Annotated in this window: 26 protein-coding genes and 1 tRNA gene; 7 read left to right on the forward strand and 20 right to left on the reverse strand. The window is 62.0% G+C overall.

Translation table 11 applies throughout. The features are described 5' to 3' along the window. The first annotated feature begins 30 nt into the window (after positions 1–30). Complete coding sequence (locus tag ACSQ2W_RS00605) at positions 31–1197, forward strand: glycosyltransferase (protein ID WP_436084493.1); 1167 nt, start codon at positions 31–33, stop codon at positions 1195–1197. Here ACSQ2W_RS00605 and ACSQ2W_RS00610 read toward each other — a convergent pair. Further along, positions 1194–1847, reverse strand: a complete 654-nt coding sequence (locus tag ACSQ2W_RS00610; RefSeq protein ID WP_436084494.1) for a thermonuclease family protein — start codon at positions 1845–1847, stop codon at positions 1194–1196. The genes ACSQ2W_RS00605 and ACSQ2W_RS00610 overlap by 4 nt on opposite strands. A gap of 178 nt (positions 1848–2025) precedes the next feature. Between ACSQ2W_RS00610 and ACSQ2W_RS00615 the strand changes: the two genes are divergently transcribed. Together ACSQ2W_RS00615 and ACSQ2W_RS00620 are read left to right on the forward strand one after the other, a co-directional pair. Beyond that, entirely contained in the window at positions 2026–2403 is a 378-nt protein-coding gene (locus ACSQ2W_RS00615) for a hypothetical protein (RefSeq protein WP_436084495.1), read from the forward strand. 293 nt (positions 2404–2696) lie between these two features. After that, a tRNA-Pro gene (locus ACSQ2W_RS00620) sits at positions 2697–2773 on the forward strand. A gap of 112 nt (positions 2774–2885) precedes the next feature. Here ACSQ2W_RS00620 and ACSQ2W_RS00625 read toward each other — a convergent pair. The 10 genes from ACSQ2W_RS00625 to ACSQ2W_RS00670 form a co-directional block, all read right to left on the reverse strand. Then, the gene (locus tag ACSQ2W_RS00625) at positions 2886–3659 is read right to left on the reverse strand and encodes a DUF2726 domain-containing protein (protein WP_436084496.1); all 774 of its coding nucleotides are present in this window, start codon (positions 3657–3659) and stop codon (positions 2886–2888) included. A gap of 226 nt (positions 3660–3885) precedes the next feature. Then, a complete protein-coding gene (locus tag ACSQ2W_RS00630) occupies positions 3886–4152 on the reverse strand; it encodes a hypothetical protein (RefSeq protein WP_436084497.1) in 267 nt (88 codons plus the stop codon). 5 nt (positions 4153–4157) lie between these two features. Further along, a complete protein-coding gene (locus ACSQ2W_RS00635; RefSeq protein ID WP_436084498.1) occupies positions 4158–4508 on the reverse strand; it encodes a hypothetical protein in 351 nt (116 codons plus the stop codon). 64 nt (positions 4509–4572) lie between these two features. Beyond that, on the reverse strand, positions 4573–4818 hold the full coding sequence (locus tag ACSQ2W_RS00640; protein ID WP_436084499.1) for a DUF982 domain-containing protein: 246 nt from the start codon (positions 4816–4818) through the stop codon (positions 4573–4575). A gap of 133 nt (positions 4819–4951) precedes the next feature. Further along, complete coding sequence (locus ACSQ2W_RS00645) at positions 4952–5485, reverse strand: MerR family transcriptional regulator (protein WP_113003932.1); 534 nt, start codon at positions 5483–5485, stop codon at positions 4952–4954. A 124-nt stretch (positions 5486–5609) separates the two neighbouring features. Beyond that, complete coding sequence (locus tag ACSQ2W_RS00650; protein WP_436084500.1) at positions 5610–5948, reverse strand: integration host factor subunit alpha; 339 nt, start codon at positions 5946–5948, stop codon at positions 5610–5612. 94 nt (positions 5949–6042) lie between these two features. Beyond that, positions 6043–7014, reverse strand: a complete 972-nt coding sequence (locus ACSQ2W_RS00655; RefSeq protein WP_436084501.1) for a beta-ketoacyl-ACP synthase III — start codon at positions 7012–7014, stop codon at positions 6043–6045. A 6-nt stretch (positions 7015–7020) separates the two neighbouring features. Beyond that, positions 7021–8079, reverse strand: a complete 1059-nt coding sequence (gene plsX, locus ACSQ2W_RS00660) for a phosphate acyltransferase PlsX (RefSeq protein WP_436084502.1) — start codon at positions 8077–8079, stop codon at positions 7021–7023. A 202-nt stretch (positions 8080–8281) separates the two neighbouring features. Then, positions 8282–8833, reverse strand: coding sequence for a YceD family protein (locus tag ACSQ2W_RS00665; protein WP_436084503.1), 552 nt, complete (start codon positions 8831–8833; stop codon positions 8282–8284). A gap of 78 nt (positions 8834–8911) precedes the next feature. After that, the gene (locus tag ACSQ2W_RS00670; RefSeq protein WP_436084504.1) at positions 8912–9451 is read right to left on the reverse strand and encodes a ubiquinol-cytochrome C chaperone family protein; all 540 of its coding nucleotides are present in this window, start codon (positions 9449–9451) and stop codon (positions 8912–8914) included. A gap of 131 nt (positions 9452–9582) precedes the next feature. Between ACSQ2W_RS00670 and ACSQ2W_RS00675 the strand changes: the two genes are divergently transcribed. Continuing rightward, on the forward strand, positions 9583–10107 hold the full coding sequence (locus ACSQ2W_RS00675) for an outer membrane protein assembly factor BamE (protein WP_436084505.1): 525 nt from the start codon (positions 9583–9585) through the stop codon (positions 10105–10107). Between the two features lie 113 nt (positions 10108–10220). On the opposite strand, the gene ACSQ2W_RS00680 is transcribed toward ACSQ2W_RS00675, so the two are convergent. The 4 genes from ACSQ2W_RS00680 to ribH form a co-directional block, all read right to left on the reverse strand. Next, positions 10221–12356, reverse strand: coding sequence for a sodium-translocating pyrophosphatase (locus tag ACSQ2W_RS00680; RefSeq protein WP_436084506.1), 2136 nt, complete (start codon positions 12354–12356; stop codon positions 10221–10223). Positions 12357–12576: 220 nt separating this feature from the next. Beyond that, complete coding sequence (locus ACSQ2W_RS00685; protein ID WP_436084507.1) at positions 12577–13812, reverse strand: MFS transporter; 1236 nt, start codon at positions 13810–13812, stop codon at positions 12577–12579. A 9-nt stretch (positions 13813–13821) separates the two neighbouring features. Next, positions 13822–14304 carry a transcription antitermination factor NusB gene (nusB, locus tag ACSQ2W_RS00690; protein WP_018326037.1) on the reverse strand — a complete coding sequence of 161 codons (483 nt, stop codon included), beginning with the start codon at positions 14302–14304 and terminating at the stop codon, positions 13822–13824. Further along, positions 14301–14762, reverse strand: coding sequence for a 6,7-dimethyl-8-ribityllumazine synthase (ribH, locus tag ACSQ2W_RS00695; RefSeq protein WP_436084508.1), 462 nt, complete (start codon positions 14760–14762; stop codon positions 14301–14303). Before ribH ends, nusB begins: the two co-directional genes overlap by 4 nt. A gap of 206 nt (positions 14763–14968) precedes the next feature. Here ribH and ACSQ2W_RS00700 point away from each other — a divergent pair, with 206 nt between their 5' ends. From ACSQ2W_RS00700 to ACSQ2W_RS00710, 3 genes are all read left to right on the forward strand, one after another. Next, on the forward strand, positions 14969–15472 hold the full coding sequence (locus ACSQ2W_RS00700) for a cupin domain-containing protein (RefSeq protein ID WP_436084509.1): 504 nt from the start codon (positions 14969–14971) through the stop codon (positions 15470–15472). 43 nt (positions 15473–15515) lie between these two features. Continuing rightward, positions 15516–16034, forward strand: a complete 519-nt coding sequence (locus ACSQ2W_RS00705; RefSeq protein WP_436084510.1) for a GNAT family N-acetyltransferase — start codon at positions 15516–15518, stop codon at positions 16032–16034. A gap of 170 nt (positions 16035–16204) precedes the next feature. Further along, on the forward strand, positions 16205–17977 hold the full coding sequence (locus tag ACSQ2W_RS00710; RefSeq protein ID WP_436084511.1) for an adenylate/guanylate cyclase domain-containing protein: 1773 nt from the start codon (positions 16205–16207) through the stop codon (positions 17975–17977). A gap of 41 nt (positions 17978–18018) precedes the next feature. Here the strand turns inward: ACSQ2W_RS00710 and ACSQ2W_RS00715 are convergent, their stop codons facing one another. The 5 genes from ACSQ2W_RS00715 to ACSQ2W_RS00735 form a co-directional block, all read right to left on the reverse strand. Continuing rightward, on the reverse strand, positions 18019–18642 hold the full coding sequence (locus ACSQ2W_RS00715; protein WP_436084512.1) for a riboflavin synthase: 624 nt from the start codon (positions 18640–18642) through the stop codon (positions 18019–18021). Continuing rightward, complete coding sequence (gene ribD / locus ACSQ2W_RS00720) at positions 18642–19751, reverse strand: bifunctional diaminohydroxyphosphoribosylaminopyrimidine deaminase/5-amino-6-(5-phosphoribosylamino)uracil reductase RibD (RefSeq protein WP_436084513.1); 1110 nt, start codon at positions 19749–19751, stop codon at positions 18642–18644. The genes ACSQ2W_RS00715 and ribD overlap by 1 nt, the downstream gene beginning before the upstream one ends. 65 nt (positions 19752–19816) lie before the next feature. After that, positions 19817–20290: a transcriptional regulator NrdR gene (nrdR, locus tag ACSQ2W_RS00725; RefSeq protein ID WP_037170417.1), complete on the reverse strand. Its 474-nt coding sequence runs from the start codon at positions 20288–20290 to the stop codon at positions 19817–19819. A 17-nt stretch (positions 20291–20307) separates the two neighbouring features. Continuing rightward, positions 20308–21609: a serine hydroxymethyltransferase gene (gene glyA / locus ACSQ2W_RS00730; protein WP_436084514.1), complete on the reverse strand. Its 1302-nt coding sequence runs from the start codon at positions 21607–21609 to the stop codon at positions 20308–20310. Positions 21610–21781: 172 nt separating this feature from the next. Then, positions 21782–23110, reverse strand: coding sequence for a L,D-transpeptidase family protein (locus ACSQ2W_RS00735; protein WP_436084515.1), 1329 nt, complete (start codon positions 23108–23110; stop codon positions 21782–21784). Between the last annotated feature and the right edge of the window lie 170 nt (positions 23111–23280).

Here is a 23280-nt window from a genome sequence, read left to right on the forward strand (position 1 = left end):
CCGCATCGGGGCCGGCGGCGGATTGTCAGAATGAGCATCGACCCTCCTATCGCTGAAATTGGCGGCAGCCTGCGTATTCTCCAGGTGCTCGAGCCGAGCGGCGGCGGCTCGGGGCGCCATTTCCTCGATCTTTGCCGCGGGCTGAAACGCCGCGGTCATCATGTCGAAGCGGTGTACTCACCGGTTCGCGCGGAGGATGCATTTGTCCGCGAATTGAAATCCCTCAATTTGCCGGCCGTCCACACCCTTGCAATGAAACGTGCTCCCGGCTGGTCCGACATTGCGGCCTTCCGCGCACTTCGCGACATCATTGCAGATGGCGGGCCGTTCGACATCATCCATAGTCACAGTTCGAAGGCCGGCGCGCTCGCGCGCCCTCACCTGCCCGGCCGCCACATTCCGCGCGTCTACACGCCACATGCCTTCCGCACCATGGACCCGGCCCTCGGCAAAGCCGGACGCCTGATCTACGGCGCCATCGAACTGATCCTGGCAAGCCTCTTCACCGACCATCTCATTTGCGTGTCCAACGACGAATATGCCCATGCCCGATCGCTTGGAATCCCGGAGCGCAGACTATCGGTCATCGTCAACGGCGTCGCGTCGCTGCGGCTTGACATGGCAAAGACGGTCCGCGCCAGCTTCGGTATCACGCCCGAAACCTTCGTCTTTGGCTTCGTCGGGCGCCTGTCGCATCAAAAGGCCCCCGAACGGCTGATCGAAGCCTTCCGCAAGGCCGCGGCGCGCCTGCCCGATGCACAGCTGATCATGGTCGGCTCGGGCGAACGCGAGCGGCAGGTGCGCAAGGCCATCGCCGAGAGCGGCCTGCAAAACCGGATTCGCCTGACGTCGGCCTTTACCGGCTCCCAGGCCATCCCCGCCTTCGACGTCCTCGTCATGCCGAGCCGCTACGAGGCAATGTCCTATGTGATGCTGGAAGCAGCCGCGGCCGGAAAGCCGATCATTTCGACTGACGTCGGCGGAGCATCGACGGCAATCGACAGGGACAAAAGCGGCCTGATCGTCGCGAACGACGGCGATACCGGCAAGCTGGCAAACGCGATGATCGAAAGCGCCGATCCTGCCCGCTACAAAGCCATGGTCGCAGCCGCTGAGGCAAGAATGTCGGATTTTTCGATGGAGAAGATGATCGACAAGACGCAAGCCGTCTACCGGCAGCTTGCCGCACGGGCTTAACCCTCTGCGCACCAGCCCCGCTTGCCATCCGCCCCGTGCCGCGCCAGGCCCTCGGCCACAAGCATGTCGCCAATCGAGCGCCCCTCGCCCACCGTCACCTGGGCATCCTGCGCGCCGGCCTTTCCACCCGCCGCGGCAAGTTGAACCTCGCCGGCATTGAGAATTTCCCATAGCCGCCGTTTTGCCAGCGAGCCGAACTTGCGCTCGTTGTCGCATTTTGCCTGTTTGATGCGCGGCACCTGGATATCCGCGATCTGGATTTTCTGGCGCCCGTACCAGAACGTGCCGCCGTCAACGACGCAGTTTTCGAGCGTTACCGTGCAGAAATAATAGGTTCCCGGCTTGCGGCCGCTGGTCTTTTGGCCGCTCGGCTCCCAGGCCGCCTGCTCGACCGGGCGCGTTCCCGGCCGCGGCATCGCCAGGGCCGGCCTTGCCTTTTCCGGCTCGGCGCGCTTTTCCACCGGTCGCGGCTTGGCGATCGACGCCGTATGGAACGGCGCCGCCATCGGCAGGAGGTCCGCGCGATGATCATAGGCGATGGCCGCGCTGACCGACAGGACACCGGCCAGATACCAGGACCACATGCCGCCCTTCGCCTGCTTCCGGCCCGTCCGCCGCTTCCGGCCTTTTCTACCCGCTGTCTTCGCCATCACCCGGCTCCCCGATTAACAACCGGCATTATCGGGACAACCAGTTGCTGAAAGGTTGCCATGAACCTTGAGGACTTTTTTTGCAGCGATACCGGCTGCCGTCTTGCATTGCGGGAGAGCTTGCGCGAACTTCTCATGCTGGCATTTTTAAGCACTGGCTAATCTTTTGGGGCTAGATATGAAAGCTATTTTGACTGCAATTTTACTTTCTGTTGCCGCACTTTCTCTAAGCGGGTGGTCAGCGAGCGCCGCCGATATTAAAACCTTCATCTATGGATGCACCTCAGATGGCAAGCCGGCACGCATCCGTGTTTGGGTACCGCTCAAGGATCGTAAAACCGTGCAAGCTGCTTTTCGGCAGGTCATTGGCGGGAAGTCGTCCGACTGGTTCGTCTCACAAAAGCGAACCCCCTTCGGAAAAGATTGGCAGAACGCCCTGGCGGAGCTTGACCACCTGAGCAGAGGAAAACTTCCAAAGCAGAACCCGATTGCCGTGGCAAACTCGGTCACTATCAGCACGCGGGACAGTAGCAAACGAAAGTATTGCAGCGGCTGATACTGCCGCGGTAATATATAGCACTCCGCGCATCCTTGTGACGAGAAATGACGCCTTAGGGGCGGCGCTTTTGTAAGCGTTTCCGCGCTTGGCCCCCCTCCATACATACCCTCCAACAATCTGCGAGATGCGATGAACCGCCAAAGGGCTCGGAGCAACGGAACGCTTTAAGCGCACAGGTGTGAATTGCGTCGCTGTTTTTGCCACGGCGCGCCGAAATTTCCACTTTGTTTCGAAATCGAGTTTTTTCCCCTTGCGCCCTAAGCGTTGAGAATATACGGCTCTTTTCGGTTCGGAGCGTAGCGCAGCCCGGTAGCGCACTTGACTGGGGGTCAAGGGGTCGTGGGTTCGAATCCCGCCGCTCCGACCATTTTCTCCTTTGAAATCCTTAGTCTTTTAGAAGCCGGAATATCGCGAAAGCGGGAAATTCGGAAAATTGGGGCCGGTTTGGGCTTGGACTGAAGCCACAAGGGCCGCGGCCGCTATTCGGGCGTTCCCGGCTTGTCTACCAGCTTCTCGACCAACCGCCTAAGTTCCGACGGCGTAGTTTGGCCAGCCACGACCTCGTAATAGCCGATCCCAGCGCGTCGCAGCGCCTCTTTCTTGACGGCATCGCGCGCGGCCGCGGCGCCCTGATGATGCGCCCCGCCTTGATATTCGATGGCGTATCGAGGCCGACAGTCGCCATCCACCAGCAGCAAATCGACCCGTTTAGAGTTGATGCAACTGTACGCGACTGCATCCTTGCTGCGGAGGACCTCGCCCAATGAAACTTGCGCCATCACCTGCCATGCAGGGTTGCAGCCAATCACGATGCGGTCAAGTTCCTTAAACACACGCGCCTCGCTCCTGTTGAGAAGCGGCTGAATCGTGAAACTCGCATCCATAACAATGCGCAACTGGTCAGCAGCGTCGGCTTGCTTCGGGGGCTTCGGCTCAGACCTCTGAAGCCAGGGTGCAATGGCGATGCTCGCGCCGCTACGTTTTTCCTCCCAGAGGGAGCGGTTCCTTGTCCGCCATGCCTGCCTTCGCATCCGGGACAGGAATTGCTCGACGGTCATACCAACGAAGGCGCCGGCAAACAGAACGGCGACAAGAAGGTAAGGCTTCTCGATCAGCGCAAGAATTTCGGCAAGGTGGTCGCTTACCGTCATGGCGCCGGCAGCATCCACCGCGAGCGCACCAATAGCCAGCCCAGATGCGGCGAAAAACAGCGACCTCTTTCGCAGACCACGGTTACTCTGGCGATAGTCCATGCCCCTCTCCGCCGTTTCGCACCCAGATCGTAAACGCTGGGCCCCGCGGCGAAAAGCTACACAAAAGAGTTAGCCCGGTGCTTTTTGCGCGGCCCCGGGCATCAACACCTCCCGCAAAAGCGAAAAGTGTTACCCATGTCTCCGGTACAAAACGTCCACCTATCTCTCAGGTCGGGCACCTTTGAAGCCCTCGTCTATCTTCCCGCCCCGCCCCCAGCAGCGGCCGTCAATGCACCGACGCCTCCGGCTCCGGGTCCTCCAGAAACGACCGGATGCCGTCGCGCTCGACGGTCGCGAGGAATTCCTCGAAGGCATCCTTGTCGGTGGGAAACGGCTCTTCCCAGACGGTCAAGCCCTCCTCCTGATCGATCACCTCCATCGTCCAGCCGTCGTTGCTTCCCGCATCGCGGAAGATATCGACGAGCACGGTGACGCCGTCATCGGTGAATTCGCCGGCGAAATCCGAATGCTCGAGCTTCTGCTTCTTTGCCATGATGCCTATGCCTGTTTCGGGTTGGTGACGGTGGCGATGAGCCGGCCCCGGGAGCGTTCGCGGGTGGCGGTCCCCTCGAGGCGTTTTGCGGCTTCCTTGATTTCTAGCGGCGTAAACAGCGAGCGATATTGCGCCCGCACCATCGCCGCCTCCATCGACAATTCGGTCTTGCCGGCGTCGATCAGGCGCTCGAGCCCGGTCGTACCCGGCTTGAACACCAGTTCCTTTGCCGCCTCGACGCCGCCCTTCAAAATGACGAGACGGCGAAACAGGACCGGCCGGAAGCCGAAACGCGCGCAATGGTCGTAGAGGGCGAGCATCTCGGCGTGAAACTTCGCCTGAAGGGATTTCGTCATGTCGTGCTTTTCTTCATCCGGGGTAGGAGATATGGAGGCGCGAGGCGGCGAAACCAAGGGCCTCTCACTCCTGGACATGGATCTCCGCCTCGGCGGCGGCCGCGATGAACGCTTTTCGCGCATCTTCCGCCGACTTCTTGCCTTCGACGGCCGCAGCACAGATATCGAGCGCGCGGTTCAAGGCCGGGGCATCGTCCAGCGGCCAGTCCTCGATCATCGCCCAGGACGCCTCGGTGATATTGGAGATCGTCACATATTTGCCCGGTCCCTCAAGGGCCAGCGTCACGCTTTTCGTCCAGGGCTTTTCCATGCGCAACGCCTTGCTCTAAAAATCGATGGAGTTTCGTACCATACACGCTCGTGACGGCAAGAGAGGAAAAGCGGCGAACAGACGCATGCCCATATCGGCACCTAATCCGCGCGGAAACGGCGCCCCGCCCTTTCTACCGCACCTGATCGAGCAGGCGCTTGCATTCCAGGAGATCGTAAAGCGCCTCCTGCAGCAGGGCGCGATCCTCCTTGCCGACGGATGTCTTGCCGATCGAGATTTCCGGCGTCTCGTCATTGCCGCCGACGAAGGAGAAGAACCGGCGGCTCGCCGGCGCCTTGGCGCGGCCGACGATCTGATCTTCTTCCGGATTGCCGAGCTTCGGCTGTGCCGGCTCCTCGATATTGGCCGCAGCCAGCGCCTCGACGGTGGCGAGGTCGCCGCTGGCGATCGCCGCGACGAACTTGTTGCCGTTCATCTTCAGGAGCTTCTGCACGCCCTTGATCGTATAGCCGTGATCATAGAGCAGATGCCGGATGCCCTTCAGCAGATCGACGTCTTCCGGCCGGTAATAGCGCCGGCCGCCGCCGCGTTTCATCGGCTTGATCTGCGGAAAGCGCGTCTCCCAGAATCGAAGCACGTGCTGCGGCAAGTCGAGATCATCGGCTACTTCACTGATGGTGCGGAACGCGTCCGGGCTCTTGTCCATGTATTCCCCCATCGAACACGGCTGCGGCGGCGCGGTAAGCCAGCGCCACGCATGATTACACGAATCATGCGTATTTCAACGGCTTATGGACGTGTTTTCAACCACTTTAATGATAAGTGAGCGATTACATAGCCGGCGATTGCGGTTTCAGCTTGACCTTGCGTGAAAGATGCGCCTTGAGAACGCGCTGCTTCAGCACGTTGGAGGCTTTGAAAGTCATGACGCGGCGGGGCGAAATCGGCACTTCCTCGCCGGTTTTCGGATTGCGGCCGATGCGCTCGTTCTTGTCGCGCACCTGGAACGTGGCGAAGGAGGAGAGCTTGACGCTTTCGCCGCGCACGATGGCATTGCAGATCTCATCAATCACAGTCTCGACCAGTTCGGCCGATTCCGTTCGGGAAAGACCGACCTTGCGAAAAACCGATTCGGCCAAGTCTGCTCGTGTCACCGTTTTTCCGCTCATCGTCCCCCACCGATTTTCTTGAAATATCGATTAGCCCGGAAGAGTATTGCCCTTGTCCATTCCGGTCAAGCCTCTGCGTTATATTGTCTTTTCTTTACCAGCGCAGCAGCACCGAACCCCAGGTGAAGCCGCCGCCCATGGCCTCGAGCAGGACGAGATCGCCCTCCTTGATGCGGCCGTCGGATGCCGCGACGTTGAGCGCCAGCGGAATGGAGGCGGCGGACGTGTTGCCGTGGAGGTCGACTGTAACCACAACCTTGTCGAGCGGGATGCCGAGCTTCCTGGCCGAGCCGTCGATGATGCGGCGGTTGGCCTGGTGCGGCACCAGCCAGTCGAGGTCCTCGGCCGTCGTGCCGGTCGCCTCGAAAGCGGCTTCGATGACGTCGGTGATCATGCCGACCGCATGCTTGAAGACCTCGCGGCCCTCCATGCGCAGATGGCCGACCGTGCCGGTGGTGGACGGTCCACCGTCGACATAGAGCTTTTCCTTGTGCGCGCCATCCGAGCGCAGTTGCGCTGTCAGGACGCCGCGATCGGCCGTGGTTCCGCTGCCTTCCTGGCCTTCCAGGATAATGGCGCCGGCGCCGTCGCCGAACAGGACGCAGGTCGTGCGGTCGCTCCAATCGAGTATGCGAGAAAACGTCTCTGCCCCAATGACCAGCACGCGCTTGGCAAGACCACCGCGGATATAGGCATCGGCCGTGGCAACGGCATAGACGAAGCCGGAGCAGACCGCCTGCATGTCGAAGGCCGCGCCATGATGCATGCCGAGGCGGTTCTGGATGTTGACGGCGGTCGCCGGAAAGGTGTTGTCCGGCGTCGAGGTCGCGACGATGATCACGTCGAGGTCGGCAGGCGTCAGGCCGGCCCGATCCAGGGCTGCGCGCGCCGCCGCCTCTCCCAGCGATGCCGTCGTTTCGCCCTCGCCGGCGATATGGCGCTGGCGGATGCCGGTGCGCTGCACGATCCATTCGTCGGACGTGTCGACCTGCTCTTCCATTTCGCTATTGGTCATCACCCGTTTGGGAAGCGACGCCCCAAAACCGCGAACCACAGAACGGATCATATCTCTTCAAACCTCGTCAGCCAGACCGCGCGCAGCACCTTCGGAAGGGCGCGAGGCATGGTATTTTTGCAAATCGTTTTCGATCTTGGCCTTCAGGCCATTGCGGACCATGTCGTAGCCGACGTCGATCGCCGCTGCGAAACCTTCCGCGTCGGTTCCTCCATGGCTCTTGATCACGACACCATTAAGGCCGAGGAAGACGCCGCCATTGACCTTGCGCGGATCCATCTTCTCGCGCAGGCGGTCAAAGGCGCCCTTGGCAAGAATATATCCTATTTTGGCAAGCAGCGTGCGCGACATCGCGGCGCGCAGATATTCGGCGATCTGCCGGGCGGTGCCCTCGGATGCCTTGAGCGCGATGTTGCCGGCAAAGCCTTCCGTCACCACGACGTCGACCGTGCCGCGGCCGATGTCGTCGCCCTCGACGAAGCCGAGATAGTCGATGCCGTCGGGCGCCGCTTCACGGATCAGCCGTCCGGCTTCCTTGACCTCTTCCTGCCCCTTGATCTCCTCGACGCCGACATTAAGCAGCCCGAGCGTCGGGCGCTCGACTTCGAACAGGGCGCGCGCCATGGCGCCACCCATCAGAGCGAAATCCATCAACTGCTGCGCGTCCGCGCCGATCGTTGCACCGACGTCGAGTACGATGCTCTCGCCTTTCAGCGTCGGCCAAATCGCCGCGATCGCGGGGCGCTGGATGCCGGGCATGGTGCGCAGGCAAAACACCGACATCGCCATCAGCGCGCCGGTATTGCCGGCCGAAACGACCACATCCGCGTCACCCTTGCTGACGGCGTCGATCGCCTGCCACATGCTCGCCTTGCCGCGGCCGCGCCTCAGCGCCTGGCTCGGCTTCTCATCCATGGCAATCGCCAGTTCGGATGCGTGAAAGGTACTGTTCGCCTTCAGCTTGGGATATTTTTCCAGGAGCGGCGCGCACTGATCCTCAAGGCCATACAGTACGAAACGGATATCGGGATGCCGTTCGAGCGCCCTTGCGGCACCCGGGATGACGACCTGCGGACCGAAGTCGCCGCCCATCACATCAAGAGAAATTCTTACCACGCGTGCCTTATCCTTTGTTCCTGCCACACTGCATGTTTCGTCCCGGCGCAATCTGTGTGAGCGATGGAGACACACGTGTTTTCATGACGTTTGAGCGCAACGGCCCCTGCTTGCGGGGCAAACGACCCAACGGGCTGGATTTCGGCCAAAATACCGTTTTTCGCTGATGTGACAACCGAATTGTGCCGCGCCTTTTCCAGACTCAGTCCTTTTTCCAATCCTTGAGCACGGCAAAGGGATTGGGACGGACATCATCCTTCTCGCTGCTTTCGATCCGTTCACCGAAGTTCGCCCCATGCTTGCGCGGATAGGGGTCGATCGCCAGCGCTGCGTGTTCTGTCACAGTCACGCCCACATCGATGGTGTCACCGGTGAACATGTCGGGAAGATCCGGACCATCCGGATCGAGAATCATCTCGCCGCTGTCATTGGCGGCAATCCGCGCCAACCGCGAGCCCTCCGGCACGAAGATCGCTTCCACCGGTTCGTCGATCTCCGATTCCACCGGCTCCAGCGTCACCACGCAGGCCTGGGCGATCTTCGCCTTGACGCGACCCTTGACCTTCACGCCATCCTTCTTCCAGCGGGCGATCTGCAGATCGGAAGAGAGCGACAGCACCTCCGACACATTCCACAGGTCGCGCAGCGCCTTGCGCTCTGTGGCATTCGCCTCGATATGAACCGTCACGGCATTGGCGGAGATATGGCCAACCTTGACCGGATAGGAAAACGCGGGTTTCTCGTCGTGGTTCATCGTCAAGTCCTTTCGGGCAGCGTCGCCGCCCAAGATAGTGCTGCCGGTGCTCTGGCGTCGCGGTTGCCGGGCCGGGCCTCAGACCGCCGCTTCGGCCAAGTCGATCCGGCCGGTTTCTACGACATCCTCTGCCTCTTCCGCAAGCTGCGCTTCAACATGGAGCATATAGCCGGCAAGCCCGCGCATGGAGAGGGCCGGATCGTCCGCCTGCGGGTGAAAATTGCGCTTCAGCGCCGCCGCCAGTTCATCGCCATCCTTATGGTCCAGCGCCGCGGCATAGCTTTCGAGCCGGCCGTAGAACATCGCGGCGAACTTCTTCATCTTCTTCGGCACGCTGACGTCGCCGACGCCGAGCTCCCGGATCGAATGATCGACATCCTCGAAGAAGGCGTCGATGATTTCCTGCGCGATCTCCTGCCCTGCCCGCTGCGAACTGCGCGTGCGCCGGAAATAGAGGATCAGCGTCGCCGACAGCATTTCGAAGCGCCCCATCACCGTATCTGGAACGCCAAGATCGGTATAGAGATAAGGCCGCCGGGCGGCCGCGGTCAAAAGGTCGTACTGGCGCGCGACGATGGCCGCATTGCTGTTTTTTTTGCCGAACAGTCCTAATATCATCATAAAGCCCAAGTTTGACCGCTTCAAAATGCGCCGGCCCGCGCATCCTGTTATTGCATGATCGCTGAAGCTGGTTTACCGAAGCAGGCACGAAATGCAATGGCGCATCTGCCAGCGTTACCTTGAGGGAGATGTCGTTGACGAAACGGTATTTCAAGTCAGACATGAAATTTCTGAGCAACGTCACTTTTACATTGGCAATTTGCGCAACGACCCTTTCGGGATGCAAGACGGCAGAGGTGCTGAACACCAGCCAGACCATCAATCAGGGTTATGTCGTCGATCAGGAAACGCTGGCCTTGGCGCCGGTCGGCTCCAGCCGCGAACAGGTGCTCCTGTCGCTCGGCACCCCCTCGACGACCGCGACCTTCGACAATGAAGTGTTCTACTACATCTCGCAGAAGCGTCAGCGGCCGGTGGCCTTCATGAAGGCGAAGCTGGTCGACCAGAGCGTTCTTGCCGTCTATTTCGACAAGGAAGGCGTCGTCTCGCAATTGGCGCACTACACGCTGCAGGACGGCAAGGTCTTCGACGTGATTTCCCGCACGACACCGACCGGCGGCAAGGAAATGACCTTCCTCGGCCAGCTCTTGAGCGGCAACGGCATCGGCAAGAGCATGGCGCGGTCGATCTTCGCGGACGGCTCGGACAAGTAGCGACCGGCAAGCTGCTCGCAACCAACAAAGAAACCCGCGGAAATCGCTTTCCGCGGGTTCTTTTTTTTGGCGATTGAGCGCCGCGTGCCAACTGACACGCGGCGCGGTAACGATCACGCAAGGACCGCCAGAAGCAGAAGAGCGACGATGTTGGTGATCTTGATCGCCGGGTTGACCGCGGGGCCGGCGGTATCCTTGTAGGGATCGCCGACCGTATCGCCGGTGACGGATGCCTTGTGGGCTTCCGAGCCCTTCATGTGCCGCGTGCCGTCCTTGTCGACGAAGCCGTCTTCGAAACTCTTCTTGGCATTGTCCCAGGCGCCGCCGCCCGAGGTCATCGAAATGGCGACGAACAGGCCGTTGACGATGACGCCGAGCAACGAGGCACCAAGTGCTGCAAAGGCGGACGCCTTCGAGCCTGACAGCGCCAGCACGCCAAAATAGACGACGATCGGCGCCAGCACCGGCAGGAGCGACGGCACGATCATTTCGCGGATTGCCGCCTTGGTCAGCATGTCGACGGCGCGGCCATAATCCGGCTTCTCCGTTCCTGCCATGATGCCTGGCTTTTCCTTGAACTGGCGGCGGACCTCCTCCACCACCGAACCGGCTGCCCGGCCGACGGCGGTCATGGCGATGCCGCCGAACAGGTAGGGAATGAGCCCGCCGAAGATCAGGCCGGAGACAACGTAGGGGTTGGACAGATCAAACGAGATCGCCCCGATATCCGCAAAATAGGGATATTTGTCGCCGTTCGCCGCGAAATACTTGAGATCGTTCGAGTAGGCGGCGAACAGCACCAGGGCGCCGAGACCGGCGGAGCCGATCGCATAACCCTTGGTGACCGCCTTGGTGGTGTTGCCGACCGCGTCGAGCGCATCGGTCGACTTACGCACCTCCGGCGGCAGATGCGACATCTCGGCGATGCCGCCGGCATTGTCGGTGACCGGACCGAAGGCATCGAGTGCCACGATCATGCCTGCGATACCGAGCATGGCGGTGACCGCGATACCGGTGCCGAACAGGCCTGCCAGCTGATAAGTCGAAATGATACCGCCAACGATGATGATGGCCGGAAGCGCAGTCGATTCCAGCGACACGGCAAGCCCCTGGATGACGTTGGTGCCATGGCCGCTGACGGAGGCCTGGGCGATGGAAATCACCGGCCGCTTGTTCGTGCCGGTATAATATTCGGTGATCACCACGATCAGCGCTGTGACGACGAGGCCGAGAATGCCACAGACGAACAGGTTGGCACCGGTGATGTCCTTGCCATCCACGACGCCTATCGAGCCCCAGCCGATGGTGAGCGACGTTGCGGCACCAAGGCCGATGATCGACAAGAGGCCGGTGACGATCAGCCCCTTGTAGAGCGCGCCCATGATCGAGCCGTTCGAGCCAAGCTTGACGAAGAAGGCGCCGATGATCGAGGTGATGATGCAGGCGCCGCAGATAGCGAGCGGATAAGTCATCACCACTGCGAGGTTCGCAGCGCCGGCAAAGAAGATCGACGCCAGTACCATGGTGGCGACGATCGAGACGGCATAGGTCTCGAACAGATCGGCGGCCATGCCGGCGCAGTCGCCGACATTGTCGCCGACGTTGTCGGCGATGGTGGCCGGGTTGCGCGGATCGTCCTCCGGAATGCCGGCTTCCACCTTGCCGACGAGATCGCCGCCGACATCGGCGCCCTTGGTGAAAATGCCGCCGCCGAGACGGGCAAAGATCGAGATGAGCGAAGCGCCGAAGCCGAGCGACACAAGCGAGTCGCTCACTTCACGCGAACCTTCCGGCAGTCCGAGGCCGGCGGTCAGCACCAGATAGTAGATCGACACGCCGAGCAGCGCCAGACCGGCGACGAGCATGCCGGTGATGGCACCGGACTTGAAGGCGATATCGAGGCCTGCCGCGAGGCTGACCGACGAGGCCTGCGCCGTGCGCACATTGGCCCGGACCGAGACATGCATGCCGATGAAACCGGCAGCCCCCGACAGGACAGCACCGATCAGGAAGCCAACGGCGGCTGTCGCGGAGAGAAGAACCCATGCAGCGACGAAAACGACGGCGCCGACCATGGCAATGGTCATGTATTGACGTGTGAGATAGGCCTGCGCCCCCTCGCGTATGAAGCCTGCGATCTCTTGCATGCGGGCATTGCCCTGATCGGCTGATAGCACCGATTGCGTCGCCCAGGCGGCATAAACCACCGAAAGCAACCCGCATGCGATAACGCCCAGTAATATGGTCATTTCGCACTTTCCTCCGTTTAAGCCTGCGGGCTCACTCCGTTCCACAGGCCCCCAAAAAGCGCTGCGAACCGTGCCTCCTCTTCAAGCGACGGTAGCAGACGTGGCGAGAGAGTGCGGGGACGAATCGGGATCGTCAAGCCGCCACAATCGGAAAAACCCACGTTTTTCGGTAAGTTGGCGGCACCTTACAGGAGCGGGAAAGCAGTTTTAGCGTCAAATCTCAGGCAGGACGCCGCTTTTCGGCAATAAACAGCGAAATCAGCAATAGAAGGCAAAATGCCGTAACCGGCCAGACCGCCGCACTCAGCATATCCCAGCCATAGGCCGTCAGCACCTTGCCCGAACCGAAGGATGCCAGCGCGACCGCGGTGAACAGGATGATGTCGTGAAACCCCTGTACCTTGTCGGCCTCCTGCGGCCTGTAGCTCGAAGCGACGATTGCGGTCGAGCCGATGAAGCCGAAGTTCCAGCCGGCGCCGAGCAGGACGAGTGCGCCCCAGAAGTTCCACAGAGCGATGCCCGCATGGGCAACCAGCGCGCAGAGCATGAGGAGCACCAGGCCGCAGGCGACGATCCTTTCGGCGCCGTAGCGGCTGACCAGCATGCCGGTGAAGAAGCTGGGCGCGAACATCGCCAGCACATGCCACTGGATGCCAAGCGTCGCCATGTCCTGCGAAAAGCCGCAGCCGACGACCATGGCGATCGGCGCGCCGGTCATCATGAAGGTCATCAGTGCATACGTGGAGATACCGCAGGTCATGCCGGTCAGGAAGCGCTGGTTCATCACGATCTGCCGCAGCGGCCTCACCGGCCCGATCGGAGCGGCGCCGGTAGCAGGGCGCTGGTCGGGAAGCCGCAGGAAGGCCAGAATGGCGATTGCCGCAAGGCAGGTCGGGATCAGCGCGAGGAAGGCGCCGGCAAAGAAAACCGGCGCGAGCATGTCCTTGGTCAGGATGACGAGCTGCGGCCCGAGCACGGCGGAAACCATGCCGCCCGCCAGAATCCAGGAAATCGCCCGGGGCTTGTAGAAGCCGGGGGAGGCATCGGCAGCGGCGAAACGCAACTTCTGGGTAAAGCCGCCGGACACGCCGGACAGGCACAGACCCAGCGCAAACAGCCAGAAGTCGTTGAGAAACAGCGCATAGGCCGCAAGCACGCCGCCACAGGCGCCAAGCAGGGCGCCGGCCATGAAGGCCGCCTTGCGGCCGAGCAGTCTCGAAGCGGCAGCGACGAAGACCGCGCCAAGCGCCACGCCGGCATTGAAACCTGTCAACGGCGCGGTCGCGAGCGACTTGTCGTCGCCGAGCAGCTGATAACCGGCAACGCCGCCGACGGCAAAGACGATCGGCCCGATCGTGCCCAGCACGGCCTGGGCGGCCGTGAGAAGGTAGACATTGCGGCGGGCGCCGCGCAGTTCATGATCCATGCCCCGCAACGCGCCTGCCTGCACTGTCATCGGATGACCCTATTTCTTGACGTCGGTTCTGATCGTCCGGGCGATCCGGTCGAGCACCGCATTGACGAGCTTCGGCTCATCATCCTCGAAGAAGGCCTTGGCGATCTCGACATATTCGGTGACGATGACGGCGACGGGAACGTCCTTGCGCTCGCGAAGTTCGAACGTGCCGGCACGCAGGATGGCGCGGACCGTCGAGTCCAGGCGCGACAGCGCCCAGTCGTCCTGAAGGGCCGTGCCGATCAAAGGATCCAGCAAACGCTGGTCGCGCACGACACCCGAAACGATCGAGCGGAACCAGGAGGCGTCCGCCTTCAGATAGGTGTCGCCATCGAGTTCCTGGCCCAGCCGGTGGGCTTCGTATTCGGCGACGATCTCCAGCACGCCGGTGCCGCCGATGTCCATCTGGTAGAGCGCTTGCACGGCGGCCAGACGGGCAGCCCCGCGCTGGTTGGCCTGCTTGATCGGCGGATCGGAAGGAATATCGCTCACAGTTCGCCGCCCAGCTTGAGTTTCAGGTCGATCATCGTCAGCGCGGCGCGGGCGGCAAAACCGCCCTTGTCGCCTTCGCTCTTCCTGGCACGTGCCCAGGCCTGGTCGTCATTCTCGACCGTCAGGATGCCGTTGCCGATGGCAAGGCTTTCGCTGACGGCAAGATCCATCAGGGCACGCGAGGACTCGTTGGCGACGATGTCGAAATGATAGGTCTCGCCGCGGATGACCATGCCGAGCGCAACGAAGCCGTCATATTCGGTGCCGCCATTGTCGGCGCCGTCGAGCGCCATGGCAATCGCGGCTGGAATTTCGAGCGCGCCTGGAACGGTCACGACGTCATAGGTCGCGCCGGCCTCTTTCAGCGCCGAGGTCGCACCATCGAGCAGCGTGTCGGCCATGTCGTCATAGAAGCGCGCTTCCACAATCAGGATATGTGGTTTCTCGGTATCGGACATTTGTCACCTGTCTGAAAAGGGGGGCCGGACATCTCCAGCGCAGGCGGCGGTCAAATCATGCCAAGGCCCGGTTGGCAAGCATTTTTCGCAGCCGAACGCGGATTCCAATCAGACCCTGGCGAGGATAGCGGACGCAAAAGCGCCAATTGCTTTCGTCTTTTCAATCTCATGACGCCTCGATAAAACGTTCTGGAGTGAAGAAGGACATGTCAGATATGCAAAAACCGATCGTCAACCCCGCCGAACTCGAACTGGAACACTGGACCGAAGGCACATTCTTCGAGTCCCGCGACGCGTCCTTCGGCAGGCAACTTGGCCTCAAGGATCTCGGCATCGGCTACGGCGAAGTGCCGCCGGGCAAGTCCGGCTGTCCGTTTCACAATCACCATATCGAGGAGGAACTGTTCGTCATCCTGAGCGGCGAAGGCGAATATCGCTTCGGTCCGAACCGCTATCCGGTCAAGCCCGGTGACGTGCTCGGCGCCCCGGCCGGCGGACCGGACACCGCCCACCACCTGATCAACACCGGTACAGTCCCGCTGAAATATCTATCCATCTCGGCCAATGCGAAGGCCGAAATCGTCGAATATCCGGATTCGGGCAAGTTTCTGGCAAAATCGCGCGCCACGGATGGCGGCAAGCCGAGCTTCCGCTTTATCGGAAGGCGGGAAAACGAAGTCGACTATTGGGACGGCGAGCCGGGAATCTGATCGAATGACGGAATCGACCTTTGAACCGGACTGAACGACCAAAATGCACAGCGTCCCCACCATCGAGACCGAACGCATGATCCTGCGCCCCTACCGGCGCGACGATTTCGGCCCCTACAGTACGCTCTTTGCCGATCCCGAGGTGACGCGCTTCATCGGCGGCGTGCCGTTCTCGCGCGAACAGGCCTGGACGCGGTTTCTGCGCCAGGTCGGCATGTGGCACTATTTCGGTTTCGGCTTCTTCGCCCTGCAGGACCGCGAGACCGGCCAGTTCATCGGCGAGGCCGGCTTCCACGACCTCCACCGCGTCGTCAGCCCGTCTCTCGAAGGCACGATGGAGACAGGCTGGGCGCTCTCCCCCCGCTCCCACGGCCGCGGCCTCGCCACCGAAGCCGTCAGTGCTGCGCTCCGCTGGGGCGACCAGCAATTCCCGGCGCTGCGGAAAACCTGTATTATCGACGTCGAAAACCTCGCCTCGATCCGGGTGGCATCGAAACTCCGCTTCAAGGAAGCGCGGCGGACGGTCTATCACGGGGCGCAGGTGATCTTGCTGGAGCGATGAGGTTCAGAAATGCTGGCTTGGCGCCACAGCCGCGCCGATCAATGATCAAATCCTGTCTCTTGAACGACATACCGATTGCCCGAGGCGGCGATGGTCAAGCGGACCGATCAGGTTTAGAGTCCGTGTGACGGCGCGTTCGCCGCCTCACACGACAAGGATGGGTCTGCACCATGACGGGCGAGCATGTTCAGCGCAGGCTTGCTGCCATACTTGCGGCCGATGTGGTCGGCTACTCGCGCCTGATGGAGACCGACGAGGCCGGCACGCTGGCTCGGCTGAAGGCGTTGCGCGGAGCCGTCATCGACCCGGCCGTCGCACGCCATTGCGGCCGCATGGTCAAGCTCATGGGCGATGGCGCGCTGCTGGAGTTTGCGAGCGCCGTCGAGGCGGTGACCTGCGCCATGGAGATCCAGAAACTGGTGCCGGAGCACGATCCCGGCAGTTCTCCTGAAAACCGGATCCAGTTCCGCATCGGCATCAATGTCGGCGACGTGATCGTCGATGGCGACGATATATACGGCGACGGCGTCAATGTCGCTGCCCGGATCGAGGCCCTGGCGCAGCCCGGCGGCATCTACATCTCCCGTTCCGCCGCCGATCAGGTGCGCGACAAGATCCCCGTCGGGATAGAGAGCCGCGGATCGCAGACTGTCAAGAACATCGCGCGGCCCATCGAGATTTTCTGCCTCGTCAACGGCGACGCCCGGCACCCCCTTGCCACTGGCGCCACGACGGCATCATCTCAACCGTCGCGAACCGAGAAGACCTCGATCGCCGTGCTCGCCTTCAACAACATGAGCGGCGATGCGGACCAGGAGTATTTCTCGGACGGCATCAGCGAGGACATCATCACCGATCTCGCAAAACTCTCGGATTTGCATGTCATCGCCCGCAATTCCTCGTTCGTCTACAAGAAGAGTCCCGTTCCGATCCGCGACGTCGCGGCCGCACTCGGGGTCCGCTATGTGCTTGAAGGAAGCGTGCGCAAGGCTGGCAACAGGGTGCGGGTCACCGCGCAGCTAATCGATGCGACGACGGGCGGCCATGCCTGGGCCGATCGTTTCGACCGTGACCTGACGGACATCTTCGCAGTTCAGGACGAACTCACCCAGCAGATCGTTGCCGCGCTGAAAATCAGGTTGACGACGTCGGAAATTGACCGTCTCTCCGGCAAGCGGATTGCCGACATCACGGCCTACAATTACTTCCTGCAGGGGCGTGATCAGGTGTGGCTGCATACGCGGGCAGGCAACATCAATGCCCGCGCTTTCATGGCAAAGGTCATCGATATCGATCCGGACTGTGCGGCGGCTCACGCGTTCACCGCGTTCACGCACATCAATGACTATGTGAACGGTTGGGCCGCCGAGCCGGATACGGCTTTGTCGACCGGCCTCGATCTCGCCCGCCGCGCGGTCGCGATGGACGACGAAGAGCCCGAAGCGCATTTCGCCTTGGGGGTGGCGCTGTTGTGGAGCCGCGAGATCGACAAGGCTCTCGATGCCGCGGCGCGCTGTATTGCCCTCAGGCCCAGTGCGGCGGACGCGCGTGTTCTGAAGGCTCACGTCCAGATCTTCAGCGGCCTTCCCTCCGAAGCGGTCGAGACGCTCGAGAGATACATGCAGCTCGATCCTTTTTATCCCGAGATCGCGCTGCAATTTCTCGCCGAAGCGCAGCTCTCGCTGGGCCGGTTCGACCTGGCTGCCGAGACGCTCCGCAAGCGGCTGGCGCGCAATCCGGAGTCGGCCACAGCCTATGCCTTGCTTGCGTCTTGCTATGGCCATCTCGGACAAATCGAGGAGGGCCGCTCCGCCTGGACGCAGGCCTTGAGGATCGATCCCGGCTACTCGATCGAACACCGGCGGCGGGTGTTGCCGTACAAGAACCCTGCCGATTTCGAACTGCGCGTCGAAGGTCTGCGACGGCTCGGTCTTGCTGTTTGAGGTAGGTAGGCTGCCTTACCCTTGCGGTAGCCTCTTCCCCCTCACGCCTCCGCCTTCGGTGCCGGAAACTCCGCCAGCCTTGCCGCGTAGCGCGCCATCGTATCGACCTCGAAATTGACGAAATCGCCGGCCCTGCGCTCGCCCCAGGTCGTCACTTCCAGCGAGTGACGGATCAAAAGCACGTCGAACTCCGCGCCATCGACGGCGTTGACAGTCAGTGAGGTACCGTCGAGGGCGACGGAACCCTTCGGGGCCACGAATTTCGCCAGATGTTCCGGCGCGCGCAGGCGAAAGCGGGTCGCCTCGCCTTCCGTTTCGACCGACAGGATTTCCGCCTTGCCGTCGACATGGCCGGAAACGAGATGGCCGCCGAGTTCGTCGCCGATCTTCAGCGAGCGTTCGAGATTGATCGGCTGCCCCGCCGTCCAAGACGAGATCGTCGTCAGGCGCCGCGCCTCTTCCCAGGCCTCGACCTCGAACCAGCGGCCATTGGCACCCTCTTCGGGCAGCCTCGTCACCGTCAGGCAGACGCCGGAGCAGGCGATCGAGGCGCCGATGTCGATGCCCTTCGGATCATAGGCGGTGGCGATGCGCAGCTTGATGCCCTCGTCGAGCGGGGTGATCGTTTCGACGGTGCCGATATCGGTGATAATGCCGGTGAACATCAGGGGGTTCTTTCGTATTCGTAGGTGTCGAGAAGGTCGTCGCCGAAGGTGTCCGTCCGCGTGTGGACGAAACCGACGGGCAGGAGGCTCCGGTCAAGTGGGGATGGCACCCCCTCTTCGCCAAGGGTCGACGGTCCGGTAAACAGTAAAATCCGGTCGACAAGCCCGGCATTGAGAAACAGCTCAGCCGTCCGTGCGCCACCTTCGACCAAAAGCGAGGAGATCCCGCGCGTCGCGAGCGCTTCGAGGAGAAGGTCGATGTGGCGCGGATCGCAAACCAGCACTTCGACGCCTGCGGCCTCGAGCGCCGCCTGCCGGCCTTGCCCGCCCTTGGCTACGCCATCCGCGGCGACGACGATGACCGGAATCTCGCGGGCCGTCCGCACCAGCTTCGAGGTGAGCGGCAAGCGCAGGTCCTGATCAAGCACGATGCGCAGCGGCGAGCGATGTTCAAGCCCGGGAATGCGCACCGTCAGTTCCGGATCGTCGGCAATGGCCGTGCCAATACCGACAAGAATCGCATCGGTCTCGGCGCGCAGCCGGTGCACGAATTCGCGGGCCGGGGCGCCGGTGATGCGCACCTGGCCATGGCCCCTGATCCCGATCATGCCGTCAGCGGAAACTGCAAGTTTCAGAGTCACATAAGGCCGGTTGTCGCGCTTGCGCATGAGGTAGGCCTCAAGCTCGCGCTCGCCCTCGTCCTCCAGCACGCCCGTTACGACCTCGATGCCCGCCTCGCGCAGCATGGCAAGTCCCCGCCCCGCGACCCGTTCGTCGGGATCGGTCACGGCAACGACGACGCGGGCAACACCGGCCGCAATCAGCGCATCGGCGCAAGGCGGCGTCTTACCGTGATGGGAGCAAGGTTCGAGTGTCACATAGGCCGTTGCGCCGCGCGCCGCCTCTCCGGCGGCAGTGAGAGCGCCCGTCTCCGCATGCGGCCGCCCGCCGATCGCGGTGACGGCGCTGCCGACGATCCTCTGGCCCTCGCCGTCGTCGCGGACGATCACGCAACCGACAGAGGGGTTGGAACCGGTTGCGCCAAGGTGCTGGTGCGCGAGCTTCAGCGCCTCAGCCATGAACCTTTCGTCGTCCGCCCTGCCTGCCATGTCAATGAAGTTCCGTTCTCGCCCCGGAAATGTCAAACGCCGCCTTTCGGCGGCGTCGGGTTTGCTCAGGCCCCAGGATCGCGGGCAATCTTGGCGCTGATCTCGGCGATCACCTTCTCGAAATCCTCCGCATGGGAGAAATCGCGATAGACCGAGGCATAGCGGACGAAGGCGACGTCATCCAGGCTCTTGAGCGCTTCGAGAACCTGCAGACCGATCTCTTCGGACGGGATTTCCGTCTCGCCCGAGCTTTCCAGCCGCCGGACGATGCCGGAAACGGCCCGCTCGATCCGGTCGCGATCGACCGGCCGCTTGCGCAGCGCGATTTCGAACGACCGCAGCAGCTTGTCGCGGTCGAACGGCGCCTTGCGGCCGGTCTTTTTCAGGATCATCAGTTCCCGCAGTTGCACCCGTTCGAAGGTCGTGAAGCGTCCGCCGCAATCGGGGCAGATGCGCCGGCGGCGAATGGCGGCGCCGTCCTCTGCAGGACGGCTATCCTTCACCTGGCTGTCTTCCGATCCGCAATAGGGGCAGCGCATCCGGGCTCCTGTCCTGATTACATATAGGGGTACATCGGGAAGCGGTCGGTCAGCTTGACGACCTTCTCGCGAACACCCGCTTCGACAGCGGCATTGCCTTCATCCGAATTGGCGACCTTCAGGCCGTCGAGGACTTCAACGATCAGGTTGCCGATCTCGCGGAATTCCGCTTCCTTGAAGCCACGCGTCGTGCCGGCCGGCGTGCCGAGACGGATGCCGGAGGTGACGAAGGGCTTTTCCGGGTCAAACGGAATGCCGTTCTTGTTGCAGGTGACGTAGGCGCGGCCAAGCGCTGCTTCGGCGCGCTTGCCGGTGGCGTTCTTCTTGCGAAGATCGACCAGCATCAGATGGTTGTCGGTGCCGCCCGAGACGATGTCGAGACCGCCGGCCACCAGCGTTTCGGAGAGCGCCCTGGCATTCTTGACGATCTGGGCCGCGTAATCCTGGAAGTCCGGCTGCAACGCTTCGCCGAGCGCTACGGCCTTGGCGGCAATGACGTGCATCAGCGGGCCGCCCTGCAGGCCCGGGAAGACGGCCGAGTTGAACTTCTTCGCCAGATCCTCGTCATTGGTGAGGATCATGCCGCCGCGCGGTCCGCGCAGCGACTTGTGGGTCGTGGTCGTCGCAACATGGCAATGCGGGAACGGCGACGGATGCTGGTTACCGGCAACGAGACCGGCAATGTGGGCCATGTCGACCATCAAGTACGCGCCCACCTCATCGGCGATCTCGCGGAAGCGCTTCCAGTCCCAGATGCGGGAGTAGGCCGTGCCGCCGGCGATGATGAGCTTCGGCTTGTGGGTGCGCGCCTTTTCGGCAACAGCATCCATGTCGAGCAGGTTGTCACCTTCGCGCACGCCGTAGGAAACGACGTTGAACCATTTGCCGGACATGTTGACCGGCGAACCGTGCGTCAGGTGACCGCCCGAGTTGAGATCGAGGCCCATGAAGGTGTCGCCCGGCTGCAAGAGCGCCAGGAACACCGCCTGGTTCATCTGCGAACCCGAGTTCGGCTGGACGTTGGCGAAATTGACGCCGAACAGCTTTTTCGCGCGTTCGATCGCCAGTTCTTCGGCGATATCGACGAACTGGCAGCCGCCGTAGTAGCGCTTGCCCGGATAACCCTCGGCATATTTGTTGGTCATGATCGAACCCTGCGCTTCCAGAACGGCGCGCGAGACGATGTTTTCCGAGGCGATCAGCTCGATTTCGTGACGCTGGCGGCCGAGTTCCTTCTCGATCGCGCCGAAAATGTCCGGATCGCTGTCGGCAAGGGAACGGCTGAAGAAAATGTCAGTGGCGGCGGAAGAAACGCTCATTCTCAAAGCTCCTCGAGAGACTGTGGCACGCTGTTTATCGTCCTCGCATGGCAAGGGCAATACGGGCTGTGCGATTTGCGCCATTTCCCCCACCTGCCGCGCCGGAGCCCGAATGCGAAAGGCCGCGCATCCCAAGGGATACGCGGCCTTGCGAAAAGAAAGGCAGATCGCCTTATTGCGGCAGCAAGTCCTCCTCGACCGAACCTGCAGCCTGCTCGATGCCCGTCGTGGTCTGCAGCGCCAGTTCCTGCTCGCCGTCCATCTGATAGATGTCGTCGCGGAACTGCACGATGCCGTCCGTTGCCGCCCAGGCGGTGATGTATTTGAAGTAGACCGGAACCTCCACGGCAAGCTGGATCGGCGAATTCTGACCCGAACGGATCGACGCCTCGATCTGCTGACGCGACCAGCCGGGCGTGTCGCGCAGAAGCCAGGTCGTCAGGTCGCGGACGTTCTGCACGCGCACGCAGCCCGAACTCTCGAAGCGGGCGAGCTTGTTGAACAGGCCCTGCTGCGGCGTGTCGTGCATGTACTCGTTATTTTCGTTATGGAAATTGATCTTGGTCGAGGCCATGGCATTGGTCTTGCCGGGATCCTGGCGGAACGTCACGTTCGGGGCCTTTTCGGCATTCCAGTCGATCGTCTCGGGAGCAACCTCGTTGCCCTTGCCGTCGATGAGGCGGATCGAATTCTTCTTCAGATATTCCGGATCCTTGCGCATCAAGGGAACGATGTCCTTTTCGACGATCGAGCGCGGAGCCGTCCAATAGGGGTTGAGGATGACCTCGTAGATCTTCGAGTTGATGATGTGGGTCGGACGGCTGATGCGGCCGACAACGGCTGTATGGCGCGTCGCCACGCGGCCGTTTTCGACCGCTTCGATATAGGCGGCCGGAATATTCACCATGACGTAGCGGCCACCGAGGTCGCCCGACATCGACTGCAGGCGAACCACGTTGGTGTTCAACTGCTGAAGGCGAACATCTGCTGAGATGTTCATCGCCTTGATGGAGTATTCGCCGAGTACGCCGTCGGCAGGCAGGCCGTGGCGGGCCTGGAAGCGCTTGACCGCGCCATCGACATAGCTGTCGAAGGAATTGGAAATACCGGCAGATTGAGGAAGGTCGCCGACAATCATCAGCCGCTGGCGAAGGGCCTGCACGGCCGGATCAGAAACGCCCATCTCCAGCTTTGCACCAGCCGGATTGACCTGCGGCCAGCCGCCGGCGGAGACGATCTGCTGATACTGGGCAATGGCATTCTGCGTGTTGGCAAGCGTATCCATGCCGAAGATCGGCGTGTTGGAAACGACAGCGGTTGCGCTGCGCGAAGCCTTGGCGTCGAACTGGTCGTCCCAGGCGCCGCGGCGCGGCGCATTGATGATCTCGTCGAGCGCGTCCTGCGCCAGAGCACCGCCGGCCCATGTCGCCGCGCCAAAGACCGCGGCAGAACGCAGAAAGCTGCGGCGTGAGAAAGCATCAATTCCGTTTTTCTTCGACATAGTCCCTACCATCTAATGCTGCGACGCAAAGCGCAGCGCTATCACAGATATGGTTAACAAACGCAAACTATACCCCGTCCCGCCCGGTTCACATTCGCGGGAGCGCGACTGCAAATTGCCGTTCGTGGCCCATCGGCAACAGGCGGAAACGAGAAGCCTCGTAGCTCACA

It is taken from the genome of Pararhizobium sp. LjRoot255, assembly GCF_964252905.1.
In the GTDB taxonomy this organism is placed as follows: domain Bacteria; phylum Pseudomonadota; class Alphaproteobacteria; order Rhizobiales; family Rhizobiaceae; genus Pararhizobium.